The sequence below is a fragment of the Magnetococcales bacterium genome (genome assembly GCA_015228935.1).
In the GTDB taxonomy this organism is placed as follows: domain Bacteria; phylum Pseudomonadota; class Magnetococcia; order Magnetococcales; family DC0425bin3; genus HA3dbin3.
Genome location: JADGCO010000035.1, coordinates 26,990 through 41,293, shown reverse-complemented (window position 1 = coordinate 41,293; position 14,304 = coordinate 26,990). Strand labels below are relative to the sequence as shown.

General features: G+C 54.4%; 16 protein-coding genes and 1 tRNA gene. 5 read left to right on the top strand and 12 right to left on the bottom strand.

Features of this window, described 5'->3' with window-relative positions:
- Window positions 1–5: 5 nt before the first annotated feature.
- From HQL65_10295 to HQL65_10280, 4 genes are all read right to left on the bottom strand, one after another.
- Window positions 6–179: a Trm112 family protein gene (locus HQL65_10295; protein MBF0136619.1), complete on the bottom strand. Its 174-nt coding sequence runs from the start codon at window positions 177–179 to the stop codon at window positions 6–8.
- A 14-nt stretch (window positions 180–193) separates the two neighbouring features.
- Window positions 194–952, bottom strand: a complete 759-nt coding sequence (recO, locus tag HQL65_10290; GenBank protein MBF0136618.1) for a DNA repair protein RecO — start codon at window positions 950–952, stop codon at window positions 194–196.
- The gene (gene era, locus HQL65_10285; GenBank protein ID MBF0136617.1) at window positions 939–1,880 is read right to left on the bottom strand and encodes a GTPase Era; all 942 of its coding nucleotides are present in this window, start codon (window positions 1,878–1,880) and stop codon (window positions 939–941) included. Before era ends, recO begins: the two co-directional genes overlap by 14 nt.
- 419 nt (window positions 1,881–2,299) lie before the next feature.
- Window positions 2,300–2,437 carry a hypothetical protein gene (locus HQL65_10280; GenBank protein ID MBF0136616.1) on the bottom strand — a complete coding sequence of 46 codons (138 nt, stop codon included), beginning with the start codon at window positions 2,435–2,437 and terminating at the stop codon, window positions 2,300–2,302.
- Between the two features lie 158 nt (window positions 2,438–2,595).
- Between HQL65_10280 and HQL65_10275 the strand changes: the two genes are divergently transcribed.
- Both HQL65_10275 and HQL65_10270 read left to right on the top strand, forming a co-directional pair.
- Window positions 2,596–3,384: a toll/interleukin-1 receptor domain-containing protein gene (locus HQL65_10275; protein MBF0136615.1), complete on the top strand. Its 789-nt coding sequence runs from the start codon at window positions 2,596–2,598 to the stop codon at window positions 3,382–3,384.
- The gene (locus HQL65_10270; GenBank protein MBF0136614.1) at window positions 3,374–4,132 is read left to right on the top strand and encodes a Fic family protein; all 759 of its coding nucleotides are present in this window, start codon (window positions 3,374–3,376) and stop codon (window positions 4,130–4,132) included. Before HQL65_10275 ends, HQL65_10270 begins: the two co-directional genes overlap by 11 nt.
- A gap of 15 nt (window positions 4,133–4,147) precedes the next feature.
- Here HQL65_10270 and HQL65_10265 read toward each other — a convergent pair whose 3' ends face one another.
- From HQL65_10265 to HQL65_10245, 5 genes are all read right to left on the bottom strand, one after another.
- Window positions 4,148–5,413: a formylglycine-generating enzyme family protein gene (locus tag HQL65_10265; GenBank protein MBF0136613.1), complete on the bottom strand. Its 1,266-nt coding sequence runs from the start codon at window positions 5,411–5,413 to the stop codon at window positions 4,148–4,150.
- Between the two features lie 59 nt (window positions 5,414–5,472).
- Entirely contained in the window at window positions 5,473–7,374 is a 1,902-nt protein-coding gene (locus tag HQL65_10260) for a hypothetical protein (protein ID MBF0136612.1), read from the bottom strand.
- Window positions 7,371–8,171 (bottom strand): ATP-binding cassette domain-containing protein, encoded by an 801-nt coding sequence (locus HQL65_10255; GenBank protein ID MBF0136611.1) that lies wholly within the window; start codon window positions 8,169–8,171, stop codon window positions 7,371–7,373. Before HQL65_10255 ends, HQL65_10260 begins: the two co-directional genes overlap by 4 nt.
- Window positions 8,168–10,879, bottom strand: coding sequence for a hypothetical protein (locus tag HQL65_10250; protein MBF0136610.1), 2,712 nt, complete (start codon window positions 10,877–10,879; stop codon window positions 8,168–8,170). The genes HQL65_10255 and HQL65_10250 overlap by 4 nt, the downstream gene beginning before the upstream one ends.
- A gap of 64 nt (window positions 10,880–10,943) precedes the next feature.
- Complete coding sequence (locus HQL65_10245; protein ID MBF0136609.1) at window positions 10,944–11,987, bottom strand: SUMF1/EgtB/PvdO family nonheme iron enzyme; 1,044 nt, start codon at window positions 11,985–11,987, stop codon at window positions 10,944–10,946.
- A 217-nt stretch (window positions 11,988–12,204) separates the two neighbouring features.
- On the opposite strand from HQL65_10245, the gene HQL65_10240 reads away from it, so the two are divergent.
- Both HQL65_10240 and HQL65_10235 read left to right on the top strand, forming a co-directional pair.
- Window positions 12,205–12,480 (top strand): integration host factor subunit beta, encoded by a 276-nt coding sequence (locus HQL65_10240; GenBank protein ID MBF0136608.1) that lies wholly within the window; start codon window positions 12,205–12,207, stop codon window positions 12,478–12,480.
- Window positions 12,481–12,743: 263 nt separating this feature from the next.
- Window positions 12,744–12,962 (top strand): hypothetical protein, encoded by a 219-nt coding sequence (locus tag HQL65_10235; GenBank protein ID MBF0136607.1) that lies wholly within the window; start codon window positions 12,744–12,746, stop codon window positions 12,960–12,962.
- Between the two features lie 40 nt (window positions 12,963–13,002).
- Here HQL65_10235 and HQL65_10230 read toward each other — a convergent pair whose 3' ends face one another.
- Window positions 13,003–13,425, bottom strand: a complete 423-nt coding sequence (locus tag HQL65_10230) for a hypothetical protein (protein MBF0136606.1) — start codon at window positions 13,423–13,425, stop codon at window positions 13,003–13,005.
- Here HQL65_10230 and HQL65_10225 point away from each other — a divergent pair.
- Window positions 13,392–13,468: transfer RNA gene (locus HQL65_10225), tRNA-Pro, on the top strand. The genes HQL65_10230 and HQL65_10225 overlap by 34 nt on opposite strands.
- 17 nt (window positions 13,469–13,485) lie before the next feature.
- Here HQL65_10225 and HQL65_10220 read toward each other — a convergent pair.
- A complete protein-coding gene (locus HQL65_10220; GenBank protein MBF0136605.1) occupies window positions 13,486–13,662 on the bottom strand; it encodes a hypothetical protein in 177 nt (58 codons plus the stop codon).
- A 274-nt stretch (window positions 13,663–13,936) separates the two neighbouring features.
- Window positions 13,937–14,134 carry a type II toxin-antitoxin system HicA family toxin gene (locus tag HQL65_10215; GenBank protein MBF0136604.1) on the bottom strand — a complete coding sequence of 66 codons (198 nt, stop codon included), beginning with the start codon at window positions 14,132–14,134 and terminating at the stop codon, window positions 13,937–13,939.
- Between the last annotated feature and the right edge of the window lie 170 nt (window positions 14,135–14,304).

Genomic DNA, 14,304 nt, shown 5'->3' with positions numbered 1-14,304 from the left:
GCTTCTCAGGCTGCATTCAAGCGCCGGGCTTCATCAATCAGCATGATGGGAATGTCGTCCCGAATCGGAAACGCCAACTGTTCCGGACGACAAACCAGTTCCTGGACCTCCGGCTTGTATTCCAGGGATCCTTTGCATTGGGGGCAGACCAGAATTTCCAACAGCTCTTTGTCAATCATGACGTGTATCTTTCCTATTGGTTGTCTGGAGATGCGCTCTGACCGAGCAGATGGTAAAAGTGCAGTTCGGCATTGAGGGCATGACCGCCGAAGCGTTTCAGACAGGCACTACCGATACGAAACAGATTCAACCGTTCTGCGGGTGTCAACGGCACAAAATGATCGGACCAGTTCAGGGTGGTCATGGCTTGTCGTTCGGCGGCGTTGAGAGAAAAAAGGTGGTCGGCATGAGGTGCCCCGCAGGCCTGGCAAACTGTCTGTGCTTGTCGCACGGAGTAATAGGCCAGTTGCGTATCGGTTGCGCAACCAACGCAGATGTCAGTACGCCAACCATAACCCGTTTCCCGCAAGGTCACTCCCTGGAAGAAAGCCAGAATTCCGAGGGGATCCTGATCAGTATCCAGTTGATCCAGAATGGTTTCTACCTGGTCAAAATATTCCGGATGGGGAGCGCCTGGGGGGATGGAGCGATAGATGATTTCCTGAATGACCTGGGCGGCGACCATGGCCAGGGGAACTTCCCGCAAATGGTGGCGACCGCGGATGATTTCGGCCTGGGTGAGGGTCCCCATGGTTTGCGATTGGCGGCTGACGCCCAGAAGGTTGACCGTATGGAACCCCGCCAACGTGGCTCGTTCCGCGCCTTTGCGGGTACGAATTCCACGGGCCACGACCGATTGAACCCCGCGATCACGGGCAAGATAGTGGATGACAAGCGAGGTATCCCGGTAGGGAGTGCGACGCAATACCAAAGCCAAATCACGAAACTGCATGGTCAGATCCTTCCCGGTAACCCAGTGTATTCAACAAACGTGCATCCTCACGCCATCCTTTACGAACCATGACCTGAAGTTCCAGATAAACGCCACAGGCAAAAAAGCGTTCCAGGTCATGCCGGGCTGCGGCACCGGTTTTTTTGAGCATGCTGCCTCCCCGACCAATGACGATTCCCTTTTGTGAATCCCGCTCCACCAGAATGAGGGCCACGATATGCAGCCGACTTCCGGTTTCCTGAAAGCTCTCTACCTGGACGGCCACATGGTAGGGTAACTCCTGATGCAGATGCAGAAACAGTTTTTCCCGTATGATTTCGGCGGCAATGAAACGTTCGGGTTGATCGGTCCATTGGTCCTCGGAAAAATAGCGGGGTCCTTCCGGCAGGCGGGGAAAAATCCGGCTGATCAGATGCAGGACATTGTCACCCGTCAAGGCCGAGATCATGGCAAATTCCTGAATGGAGAGTCCCAATTGACCGGCCCTGGTTTCACATGCGGCTGCCAGGGGGAGCAGGAGGGGGCGTGATACACGATCCACCTTGTTGATGACCAGGAAAATATCCTGATTCTTCTCGGAAAGACGGGTGAGGTTGTCCCAATCTGCGTCGGTCACTCCCGCAGTGGCGGTAACGAAATACAGAATCAGATCGGCATCGTCACAAGCCCCAAAAGCTGTCTGCTCCATGACCCGCTCCAGGGTATCGTTCTCTTCCCGATGAATCCCCGGGGTATCCAAAAAAATCATCTGTCCATCAGGAAGATGGTGGACCCCCAGGATGCGGGTACGGGTGGTCTGGGGCTTGGGCGTCACAATTGCTGCCTTGTGACCCAATACCTGGTTCAAAAAAGTCGATTTTCCCATGTTGGGCCGCCCGACAATGGCGATAAATCCGGAACGATAAACCGTTCCTCCAGGTTCAGACATCCAATGGCTCCGATTACCTGATATGCAAGCAAGAAGTGAAAAGCCCCGTGAAATACATTGTCCACTATTCTACAGGATATCGTCAAGACATGGTGAATTCTTTTTTGGCTACATTTTTCCGGATGAAATGAATGAAAAGATGTTGGTCAGCATATTCTGCATAACATATGATTGGACCATCAAAGTTATATGTTGAGAAGAGTCATTCAGGGGGACATGGCCGTAGCCGCAAGCCGGACGCCATGCAAAAATTTCTGGACGGGAGAGAAAAAATAGTCTAGATTGATGTGCAACGTCGAGAGGTGCGTTGTGCTGACAAATCCTTATGTTACGGCGGTCATTGTGCCGATTGTGCTGATTTTTTGTAGTGCGTTTACGAAAAAGCTTGTGCGAGGTTCCGCATGGCGTTGGAGCGATTTTTACCTGGGGGTGGAATTGTCCCTGACGGCGATGGCATCCGGTCTCCTGCACCTTTTGGATTTGAGCAGGCCGGCGTTGGCCAGTTCCACGTTGATGCCGCCGCTACAGATTATCAAGACATCTGTATTTATTGTCATCTGTTTTGTTTTTCTTTTTGCTGTCATGTCATTGCATCAGGATTGGGAACAACGTCATGCAAATCAGGTTATACAAATTTCCATCCTCGGATTCTTGTCTAACCTGATAGGCGTTTGTCTTATGGCTTTTTTTATTATATTCATAAAAGGAGTCTAAATTGAGAAAAGCATTAGAAATAATAATTGCTTTTCAAAAAGCAGCATCGGAGTTGAGAATATTCTTTATTCTTGCGATTCTTGCGATTCTTGCGATTCTTCCGATGATTTCTTCTAATAAAATGACTAATAATTTTGTGGAATTTCTTTATTCCATGGGGTATTGTAATTTATTTATGGATGTGAAAAAAATTTCTGACTATTCTCAATATATTATTATGATTCTTGCAACAATCCTTCTTGCGTTTCTGGCATTATTAAACGTCAAGGATCTTCATAAAAGAATGCGGATTCGTCGATCCCCCAACGTTTTTATTAGTTACGCCCACGAGGATTTATTGACCGCCAAAAAGATTGTTGAATCTGTGCGCAATGCAGGTCTGAATCCCTGGTTGGACGTGGAACAAATCGTTCCTGGTCAAAACATCATGGCAACTATCGAACATGCGCTCGAAGAGTGCAGTTCCGCTGTTGTTTTTCTCTCAAAGAACTCTGTCAACAGTGATCACCTCAAGCGCGAGATTGCATTTGCAATCAAGCTGTTTAAATCGCGAGGTGATGTTGATATCCCCATTATCCCTGTGCGGCTGGATGACACACCTGTTCCGGATATATTAGAGCATATTCAATGGGCCGACATGAGATCACCCGATGCTGAAAAGCAGATTCTCAGGGGCTTGTCGCGCTTGACAGGCTTGCAGCTCAATCTTGAAAACTCCGCAGTGGTCAACCCTGATATTCAGCATGAATTCAAAGGGGGAAGAGCAGAACCAACCAGCCATGCCTGCTGACTTGCTCAATAACATTGCCGAAAAAAAAAAGCTGCTTGACAGTTGGCGACCTTTATCGTTGGAAGTGTTGGCCAACCTGCAAAAATATTACGATGTCGATCTGACCTATACGTCGAATGCCATCGAAGGAAACACCCTCACCCATCGGGAAACCGCCGAGGTCATTGAACACGGCATCACGGTTGGGGGAAAGTCGCTGCGGGAACATTTGGAGGCGGTGGACCATTATGCGACCTTGCAATGGATGCGCACCCTGGCGACTACAAGCACACCTGTCGGTGAACAGATTGTGTGTGAGCTGCATCGCCGCATTGTGGCCCGTAGCCATCCGGAAATTGCCGGAATATACAGTCGGCATCCCAGACGCATTGCCGGATCACCGGTCATCTTTCCCAATCCGGCCAGAATTCCACACTTGATGCAGGAGTTGGGTGATTGGCTTGCGCAGGCACCACCCACGCCGGAAAGTGCATTTACAGGTCATTTCCGCCTGACCGCCATCCACCCGTTCAGCGATGGTAACGGTCGCACGGCACGGCTCTTGATGAATCTACTGCTGATCCGCCATGGTTATCCTCCCATTGCCATTCGACCCGTTGAACGCAAACTCTATCTCGATGCCCTGGAAAAATCTTCTCTCACGGATGACCCGTACCCCTTCCAGACCTTCATGCATGAGCGGCTGCTTGCCACGCTGGAAGAGTATGTGCAGGTTGTCCGGGAAGCGCTGCCCCCGGAAGAGGAATAGGGGCGTGAATCATTTTTAAGGGCAGGTTCTGGCCAGACGCACGCCGATATCCCCATTCCGATATCCCGGATCGTAGTCGAAGCGATTGGTGGAACGCACCCGTGTCTCGGTGTAGTACCAACTGCCGCCCCGCAAGACCCGATTGGCATCGCCGCTGCCGCAGCGGGTATGGCTCTTGTCGGGGTCACCATAGCGCCCCATTTCGGAACAGGTCCATTCCCATACATTGCCGCTCATGTCGTACAATCCCAAACCATTTTTGGCTTTCTTGCCGACAGGATGTGTTTTTCCCTCGGCATTGCCTTCATGCCACGCCACCAGGTCGATATCGTGACCGCCGCAAAATTTTTCTGGATCCCCTCCGGAACGGCAGGCAAACTCCCATTCAGCTTCGGTTGGCAGGCGATACCGGCAATTGCCCCCTTGCGCATTCAATTGATTGATCAGCTCCTGAACATCGTTCCAGGAGACCTGTTCAACCGGACAATTTTCCCCGCAGGATTTATACTTGGCGGGATTTTTTCCCATGACTGCCTGCCACTGCCCCTGCGTCACCTCATATCGGCCCAATTCAAACTGTTCCACCCTGGCCTGTTGCGCTGGTTTTTCTGAATTGAAACAGTTTGACTGCCAGGTTCCACAGCCGATTTCAAAGGTGCCAGCCGGAATTTTGACAAATTCGATTCCCTGGGCACCTGCAAGAACCGACTCGCTGCCTTTCCTGACCCGTGCCTGGGGTGCCTGCACCGGCTTTTCCTGAACCGGAGACTCCTCTTCACCCGTCAGGGACACGCCTGCCTGTCGGGCCAGATTTTTCAGGCATCCCTGCAAATAATCCGTCATTTCGTCGTCGGTCACCCTGTCTTCCACGGCATCTTCCCGGCACTGCCGGCGCAAATCCGCCTCGGTATGTTTGCCCTTGGCCGTCTTGCCGGACGGCTTGGTCCTGGATTGGGGCGCGGATGCGTCAAGGCCCTGATCACGCCCGGAATCCGGGGCACGACCTGCACCGGGATTGCGTGCATCCGCTCGACTCGCTGCCGCAATCTGGGTGTCACTCAGGGACAAGCCGGCCTGCTGCACGAGATTTTGCAGGCACCCTCGCAGATACTCTTCCAATTCGTCAGCCGGAATACGATCACTCGCCGCATCTTCGCGACATTGGGCGCGCAAATCGGCTTCGGTATATTTGTATTTTCCTGCCCAAGCCTCTTCCATACCGTAGCCATACAGAATGAACAAGGCCAGACAACCCGAGAAACAGGATAGGATTCGTTGCATTGTTGTCTTCCCTGGCATGAAATAAGGGTAAATGCGCATATGATGTTCAATACGACACGTCAATCTGAATTTTGCCGGGTGCTGTAATTGCCATGCAGGAGATCGGAGGGGGTGGTTTTCCACCAGAGTGGGACCCGCAACAGAAGGATCACGGCCACCAGGATGACTGCCAAGGCAACGCCTCCCACGGTCATGGCGATGGGTTGCCAGGAGAGGGGCATGATTTCCAGACCATGGTCTGGAGGGAGCAACTCCCGATAATGCGAGAGGACCACATTGAAATCGCGCATCATGAACCAGCGCAACGCCGGCACCAACCCAAAAACTGCCACCAGACTGCCACCCATCGTCGCTAAAACCATTTGCAGGATCACCTTGGCATAGATGGACGCCCAGGAAACCCCTCGGCTCATCAGGATGCCGAAATGATTGCGCCGCCGGTCGATCACGCCTCCGATCTGGGCAAACAGCAAAGCCGTCAACAACAACAGAAACGAACCGGCAAATGCCGGGATCAAGGATCCCAGCATGTCACTCAACAGGTTGAAGCGACTCATGGCATCCAGATAGGTGGGATGGATGTTGAAGGCCCGCCGGCCATCCGCACGTTTCACCTCCTGGATCAGCTCGATCATCTGGGCCAGATGGCTCGCATTGGGAATGAACACATGCACGGTGGAAAAAGCCAGACCGGCCTGGGTCAAATTCCAGGGGACGAACAATCTGGCATTTCCGGTCGTTTCTCCATCCGGGTCGGGACAGAGGGTATGACGCAATGCATCACTCTGGGAAAGTCTCAGACAGGGAACCCAAACCTGATGATGACGGTCATGGTTGAGGGTGTCCCATTGACTTTTCCAGGCTGGGGCATTGTTCTCTCCTCCCTTTTTGGTTTCTTCCTCTTTGGCAAGGAGCGCTGGTGGGGGGCATTTTTGCCTGGATACACTTGGCAGATCCTCGACACCGGTATTTTGCAACTCCTTTTGCACACAGGCTGCAAACTGGCTGATGGTCTCCCGAGGATAGGTGGGTTGTGTCAACAGGCGATAATCGCTGATCGAATCCCCCCGCCCTTCGTTTTCCGGCTGGTAACGAAGGTCCGGCAGATGGTATGCGGCCAACAAGGCATGATAGGTATTGAGTGGAAACAAAAAGGCGACCGGTTCCATGGCCGGCACATGGCTTACCCAACGCACCTTGAACGGAATCAACCGCTCTTCCTGGGAGACGGTGACCCGCAACCAGAGCGACTCCAGTGCCCGGGCAGGATTGTCCCAATCCAGCGTGAAGGGGAGTGCCGGTCGTTTTTGTTCGGTCAAAACCGGATTGACGGCATCCCGGTAGGCCGTATAGTCGAAATGACGCCGGAACTGGGCGGTATTCAACACCACTTCCAGAGGCAGCCCCAGCCAGGGATAGCTCTCATCGGTGGAGGGGATGCCCAGCCGGGTCGTGCCGGATGTGGCCAGCTTCCAGAGGGGATCATTGGGATAGACTGCCCAACCGGCAAAGGGAACACTGCCTTTCCAGCTTTGCGGAGTTGGCAGATGCACACCGGGCTGTGTGTCACCCAGGCGTCGAAAAGGATGGACGGTGAGCGGCACGGAAGGTTTCAGGGTGGTCAATTTGTGCAACAGATCGACGTCGATGCCCTGCTGATTTTCCCAGTGGGAAGTCACCCAGACCGGGACACCGTTGGGTTCGATATTGCCGATCAGGGTGTCCGCCAGCCGGTCGAGGAAACCGACCCGGGTTCCTGCAAACACCAGGGACATGGTCATGACCAGGGTCAGCAGCAGGGACAGCCAGACAAAATCCCTTCCACCCGAGTCACATCCGAAACATCCACACCAGAAGGAGCGCCGAAAGGCCCGCAACCCCAAAGAAATCCAGACCGGCACGAAACCGGAACGCCGTCGCCGTGAGGGTTTGATATAGGCAGAACCGCTTTGTTCACTCATGCGCTGCTTTCCGGAGCTGGGGGACGGGTGCGCCCCTGGAGCTGACAATGCCCGTGTGACACAAGAATCCGATGCGTCACCCGGGGATCCACGGCGTCGGACACATGATGTGTCACCCAGATCAACAAGCGATCCCCCTGATCCAGCCAGCGATCCACGACGGCCATCACTTCTTTCCGGGTGGCCGCATCGAGATTGCCCGTGGGTTCATCGGCAAACAGGACATTCGGATTGTGAATCATGGCCTGGGCCAGGGCCACACGTTGCAGTTGTCCACCCGAGAGCTGGTTGGGATAACGCTTCAAGAAAGCGCCGACCACATCCTGACTGTCGCTGTGATACATGTCCTCTCCCTGACCACAGATCAGGACCTGTTGCACGGCCATCTGGACCTGATCCTCGATTTCATGATTGGGCAAACCGCCGTGCAATTGCAGGGGATAGCGCAAATTTTCTCCGACATTCAGATAGGGTGTCAGGGTACTGCGCTGGTAGGCAAAGCCGAAATAGCGTCGCCGCAATTCGGTCATGTCCACATCCGAGTGGCGTCGTTCCAGCCCTTTCGGACCCCACTGGGCCTGGGCACCGTTGGGAAAAACCCAGCGCACGGTTCCCCGGCGGGGTTTTTTCAAGAAGGTTAAGAGATACAACAAGGTACTCTTGCCGCTGCCGCTGCGTCCCAGGACTGGCAGACGCCGGGAGATGGTTTCGGCCTCTACATGGATGTCATCCACGGTCAGACGGAAGGTATCGCCCCATCCCACCTCGGCCTCGGTGATTTCCACTCCCCAGGTCATGGCAGATAGTCCTGGGGAATCCAGTAGCCTCGCCGACCGCCAAGTTCGTGGCCAAAGCGATAATTCTTGTCCGGCCCGAGGGGAACCCCTGTGACATTGCCTGCAACCTGGGGCATGGCCAGACCATTGTCCGTGGCGTCCGGGCAATTTTGGACCTTGTTGGCGGGAAGCACCTGGAAGCTGGGCTTTTGCTGGCCGCGTTCGATGATTTCGAGCATTTGTCGCGAATGGATGGCCCACATGGCCAGACGTTTCAACTCGCAGTAGGTGACGGCCTGGATGGGGCGTTTGGCCTTGTCGAGGATCGGTTTGCCGGAGGCATCGGCGACGATGAGGCGCTTATCCTTGTCGCGCAACGTTTTTTCCACGGAGAGCGCCGATACCTGATAGCTCAGGAGGGGACTGTGCCGCCGCACCGGCAGACCGCCCCGGCGTTGGACATATTCGGCGGGTGTTTCGCCGGAAACTTCCAGAGGCGGCAGACGCATTTCCTGTTGCATGCCCAGCACCAGGGCACTGATCAGCGCCCGTCGCAGTTGAGGTTCGGGGAGTTCATGGTAGCCTTCGAAGCCTTTCAGGATGCGAATCCAGGAAGTGAGCGCATTGCTGTCCACCCACAAATCTTCCACCACTTTGTCATTGGCTTCGACATAGCCGACCGACGTGGTGTCAAACACCCGACGTTCGCACTGTTCACCCAGATCACCGCAGGCCCCCTGCTTCAGGATGTGCCAGTAGACGCCGGGAATATCCACCCGTTCCCGCCGCAGCCGTTCAATGACCGTATTGAGGGCGGCTCCGCCGTGAATATCCAGGATGATTTCATTGATCAGGGTGCTGCCGCCGAGTTTTTCTACCGTACCCACCAACCGGGACAGCAGTTTTTCTTCACCCATGCGGAAGAAATGTTCATTGTCGGAGCTGTCGCCGGGCAGACTTTGCTGGAGAATCTGGCGCATCTGCAATTCGAATTTGGCATAGGCGGCATTGTAGAGTTCCGGATGTTTGGTCCTTTCGGATCGTGAAGGGGTTTGGATCACAAAGGGCAGAATGTTGTTGCCCTTGACGCCGGGTTTGTTACCGCCCCGCAACAAGGCAACCAGGGTTTCCGTTTCCACTGGATTCCGGTATTTGGACCGTTCAAACCGTTTGCCTTTGCCGTTCACGTACAGTTGGCCACTGCGGTAGCCATTGTCACCGATCAGAAACATGAGTTTCAGGTGATCCGGGCAGGATTGGATATCCTGTTTCAAGGCCTGGAAGAGGCCGCCGTACACATTTTCCTCGTAATCGTCCTGGTCGTCGCTGGTCACCTTGACCTGGGCAATGGCTTTCTGGAAATCCTCATAGGTTTTGGTCTGTTGTTCTGGACTCAACTGGCAGGTTGCCGGCAGGGGGTATCCCTCGCCGACCCCGTCTCCTGGGGAGTTGGGAATGAGTCTGTCTGCGTAATTGTCACGGAACACACGAAAACCGAAGCGGAATTGTGTCTCCTTGAAGCCGGGGGTATTTTTCAGGCCATGGATGATTTCCTGGATGACTCCGGGTTTGGTTGCGGTACCGCGCACCGCATCGATTGCTTCGTCCATGCTGGCGGTGGCATCCAGGACGAAAAATATGTCCACATTTTTTTTCGAGGAGAGGGACTTGAATTCGGGCATGATGCGTTGGGCCAGGGTTGGCGAGATGGCAAACTTGCCATCTCCGACCGGGCGTCCCACCAGGCCGGGTCGGGCCAGGGCCACCTTGAAGAAGCGTCGCCCCTCTTCCCGGGCCGGGGTGGCCAGATCACCGGGTTCCACATGGCGACCCTGGGCATCGACCATGTCCAATACCGGAATGCGCAGGGAGGATTTGAACCACTTGTTGCTGCCTTCCACCGGGTTGCAGGCAGCTGCCGAGCGGGCGACGGCATCTTCCAGACGTTCGTAGGTGCAGACGGTTCCGGGACCCTGTCCATCCGGTGCCTTGATCTCTTCACGGGGTCGCAGACCAAAGGCATTATCCCACTGGAAACCATTGTTCTCATTGACCCAGCCAACCAGAATGTCATCTTCTTTCAGGCGGTAACGATCTGCCAGAAGCAGGGATTTGTCCCGCTGGTCCATGACGTAATACATGTGAAAACGGGAGGCTCCTTCCCGGCAGTGATCCTTGCCACCGACGCATTCGACCAGTTCCGGATCCTGAAAGACCCGCACGGTGGGGTCTCCCTTGCCCTCTTCCCGGGCCATGGTGGACGTGCGGATGAAAAATTTGGTTTCCAGGCCGGACTCGCCTTTGATGGGCAGGTCACGACAGAGAAGATCTGCCTTGTGGACCCAACCGGTCTGGGAGGCGCGGTCCTGAAAGCGGGCCGAGCGGACCTTGAGGCGTTCACCGGACTCTTCGAGAATTTCAACGGTTTGATTGAAGGCCAGATCGGCCATTTTGGCACCGGCCTGGGGATTGACGAACATGGGTGCCCAGCCACGCGATACCCGCACCACCGGACCGGTCCATTTCAACACCTTGTTCTGGTGGTAGGGGGCAAAATCCACGCTGGCACAACTTCCGGTTCCTCCCTTGACCGGCGGGGCGGCTCCGACCGGAAGAGAAACCATCCACAGGCACACGGCACCGCCCAAAACTCCCCACCGTCCCAACATGCGACACCTTTTTTCTTTCATGCGTCTGGATTTCATGTTCACGGTCATTCTGCCTTTCATGCTGACCTTGATTTTCTACCTGACAAGTGACCAATCCCAGCCAGGCTGTTGTCGCTGTTCATGATCACCGGATCGACTCTTGTGTGCCTTGCAACCTGTTTTCTGGTTTGACAGGGGTTGGAGGGGTGGTTTGCCGGTCTGTCGGGGCATTGATTTTCAGGACCAATCGGAATCCGGCGATGGAGACCATGGCTGGCATGCATCCCCATCCTCCTGTTCCATCGTTTGTTTGCCGGGTCGCATCCCCACCTGCCAGATAATACCCTCCAGAACATGGTGAGCGGGTCCACTCCTGCACCCCGCGGAGGAGATTGTGCCGCACGGCATCGGCATTGGGAACACCTGCCTCTTCCTGCATCGGTGATTCATGCAGGTACATCAGCGCCGCCGCCCACTCCTCGCGGCTGGGGAGATGAAATTTACATCCGGAGCGATTGCTGATCCACTCGGCATATCCCTGCGCGGCTTCCCAGGAAACCGTTTGCAACGGGGTTTCTGTTTTGCTGCCAAAGAGTCTGCCGGTCAGAAAAGAGTGATCGGACGGGGCTGAGGTTGGTTTTTGCCAATGCAGGCCGATCTGGATCATGAGTCGCGATTTTTCTTCTCCATCCGGCAAGGTTTTCACAGTGGCGACATAGAGGGCAAACTCTTCCTGAGTCACCGTGCGTTTCTGGATGAAGTAGGGTTTTTTGACCAGAATCCGGGTCAGATCGGCAGCAACCAACAATGTTTGGATGGTCGATGATGGCGACAATCGACCCATGTTGTACTCACCGTCGGGAATTTCGATCATTTCCGGTTTCGGTTGATCTCCCTTGCCTGGCGTCAGACATGTCTGCCAATCTGCTGTGCTGCGGCTGGGGATCGTCTCTTTCGGGGTTCGTTCGGGTCCACGATATCTGGCCAGGCCAATACCCAGGAACACCGCCAGGAAAAGGAGCAGGATGAGACGGCGTTTGCGCCGTCCTTGACGCACCGGGTGTGCCATGGTGGCAAATTGTCCCTTTGTCAGAGGAGACAATGACCTGTGACTGGAATGGCGATTGTTCTCTCTGCCCGACTTTTTGAACACCCTGTTTTCCTCGCCACACTTTTCGTGCCTGTCCATCTGACAAGCTCCCAATGCCCCTGCCTGAAGCGCATCTCATGGTCATGATAACAGATGCGCTCTCCGGTTGACAGAGTTGACCCCTGTCAAGACCCATTGCAAGAAAAATCCGTATCATCCATGGCGAAAATCCCTTGCTTTCGGGCATGATTTGCAAAAAAATCCTCTCCGAAGAATCCCTTTCCGTCAAGCCAGCCAGTCTGAAGGGGGAATGAAGTTGACAAAATCCCAACTTATCCAGTCCGTCGCGGAACAACACAATTTGACCCGTCAGGAAGCAGAAACCGTGGTGTCTGCCGTATTCGGCAACATCACCCAGGCCCTGGAGCGCGGGGATCGCGTTGAATTACGCGGTTTCGGTGCCTTCAGTGTCCGTCTGCGTCCGGCACGGGAAGGTCGCAATCCCAAAACAGGCGATCTGGTCTCCATCCCTGAAAAGCGCACGCCGTTTTTCAAAGCTGGCAAAGAAATGCGCCGCCGGGTGGACTCCTGATTCGCCTTTCAGGCACCCGATACACCACTTCCGCCTGAAATTGCGCCTTGCCGGATCCATTCCAAAATCATTCCCATGCTGATGTATTCAGCATGGGAATGGGAATGGGTTTCTGTCGGTCTCATTTCCAGCAGCACGAATCCAAAACTGGCAAATTATTTGCATGTAGAATGCCAATCGCAACGGGCGAGCCTGAAGCGCCCAAGGTTGGCGACGGTGGTTTTGGTTTTGAAATCACCCTGCCAGAAACAGGAGATTCAGACATGCTGCAACATTCGGTTTCCGCCCAAAGTCTTGTTGGTTTGCCGTTTCAGATCGATCCCAGCCTTCCCATCCTTGAATACTTCCTGGAAGGCGAACCCATCGGTGTGGCCATTCCTCAACCCGGTGCTGGCCGGCCACGTTCCCATTCCCAGGATGAAGATATGCTCCCCTCCCTGGAAAAACGGTGGTGTGCCATCCCGGATATGGTTTGGCAATAAGTCAATAAAATCGATCCTGTTTCATGCAGGGCGCATTCGGTCAGATCCGCCTGTCTGCCGGGCCGGTGCCGGTTGCGCTCATGGCCTGACAGGATGCCGTGCAAACGTTATTCGCAGGAGCCACACCATGAATTCCCCGCAAAAAGTCACCGATGCCACGACCGCAGAATTTTTGACGGAGAGCCGTCAAACGATGGTCATGCTGACACGCCACGACCTGAAGCTCTGGGTGCAGAATCTGGACCGCCAGGCTCAGGCCCATCGCAGTAAATCCGTCCACGGTCGCTTCCATCCCCGTGCCCAATAATAAATAATCCACTTTTGTTCCCCTGAGCCATCGGGGCAGCTTGACAAAGAGTCCGGGGTCCAGCAAGATGCACGGGTGACTGCGACGTTGCCGGATGAAACGCAGTTCACCACTTGGTCGGACGGGGCGTGGCGCAGCCTGGTAGCGCACTAGCATGGGGTGCTAGGGGTCGGAGGTTCGAATCCTCTCGCCCCGACCAATTTGGCAAGGCGGTGATCAAGCCGCATCCTGGATTGAAATCGTCATGCGCTTGCCAAGAGCGGCCAGCGCCAGTTCGATCTGGTTCATACTGCTGTTGTGCCTCGGATCAAGAATCCTGACCACCTGGGGGGGGTGCCACCCCAAGCGACGCCCAAGGTCGGCTTGTGAAACTCCCAGTTCCTGCATGGCCATATGAAGTCCTGCCTTCAAGGAAACCATCGGTCGAAGGGACACCAAGGCCCTGCCATGCGCATGGGTTGGCGAGGGGAGGCTTTTTCCGTCCTCCAGGTAAGAAAGGACCATGGTTTCCAGGAGTTCCTCAGCATTTTGCAGGGCCTCATTTCTGGTGATACCGTCTGTGACACCAACGCCGAAATCAGGAAAAGTCAAAATAAAAACCCCATTTTCATCCTGATCAATATCAACGGGGTACGAGTATTCAATGCGCATGGTGACCTCTTGAATGTCAAATGTCGGTAGGCTTGATGCCGAGTTGGCGACAAATTGCACGAAAAGTACCTATCGGAACCTCTTTTTTCCCGTGGTCAGGCGCAAATGTCACCCGGTCGCCTAGTCGAATTTTCATGTGACTGCCCTTTCCCTGACGTGTTTCAATTTTCGCTCCCAATGCTTGCAGCTTTCGTTTGAATTCACCACCAGTCATGCAAGGCCATCCTCTAACATTTTTGTTAGCCTGTCAAGAAAATCCAGCCAGAATGCTGGGATCCGGTCTGTTAAAACCTGTAACTGTCCAGGTTCTTTTCCGTATACGCTGACCTGTCATGGACACCTCTCAGTGTCCATTTGTTGGAGGAAATGCAGCCTTATTAAAAA

Bases quoted from the DNA above. Each gene is read 5' to 3' on its own strand.
- HQL65_10295 (MBF0136619.1), bottom strand. From the start codon at position 179: ATGATTGACAAAGAGCTGTTGGAAATTCTGGTCTGCCCCCAATGCAAA.
- HQL65_10230 (MBF0136606.1), bottom strand. From the start codon at position 13,425: ATGCTAGTGCGCTACCAGGCTGCGCCACGCCCCGTCCGACCAAGTGGT.
- HQL65_10220 (MBF0136605.1), bottom strand. From the start codon at position 13,662: ATGGCCATGCAGGAACTGGGAGTTTCACAAGCCGACCTTGGGCGTCGC.
- HQL65_10270 (MBF0136614.1), top strand. From the start codon at position 3,374: ATGCCTGCTGACTTGCTCAATAACATTGCCGAAAAAAAAAAGCTGCTT.
- HQL65_10280 (MBF0136616.1), bottom strand. From the start codon at position 2,437: ATGACAATAAATACAGATGTCTTGATAATCTGTAGCGGCGGCATCAAC.
- HQL65_10245 (MBF0136609.1), bottom strand. From the start codon at position 11,987: ATGGACAGGCACGAAAAGTGTGGCGAGGAAAACAGGGTGTTCAAAAAG.
- HQL65_10235 (MBF0136607.1), top strand. From the start codon at position 12,744: ATGCTGCAACATTCGGTTTCCGCCCAAAGTCTTGTTGGTTTGCCGTTT.
- era (MBF0136617.1), bottom strand. From the start codon at position 1,880: ATGTCTGAACCTGGAGGAACGGTTTATCGTTCCGGATTTATCGCCATT.
- recO (MBF0136618.1), bottom strand. From the start codon at position 952: ATGCAGTTTCGTGATTTGGCTTTGGTATTGCGTCGCACTCCCTACCGG.
- HQL65_10260 (MBF0136612.1), bottom strand. From the start codon at position 7,374: ATGAGTGAACAAAGCGGTTCTGCCTATATCAAACCCTCACGGCGACGG.
- HQL65_10265 (MBF0136613.1), bottom strand. From the start codon at position 5,413: ATGCAACGAATCCTATCCTGTTTCTCGGGTTGTCTGGCCTTGTTCATT.
- HQL65_10255 (MBF0136611.1), bottom strand. From the start codon at position 8,171: ATGACCTGGGGAGTGGAAATCACCGAGGCCGAGGTGGGATGGGGCGAT.
- HQL65_10250 (MBF0136610.1), bottom strand. From the start codon at position 10,879: ATGAAAGGCAGAATGACCGTGAACATGAAATCCAGACGCATGAAAGAA.
- HQL65_10215 (MBF0136604.1), bottom strand. From the start codon at position 14,134: ATGACTGGTGGTGAATTCAAACGAAAGCTGCAAGCATTGGGAGCGAAA.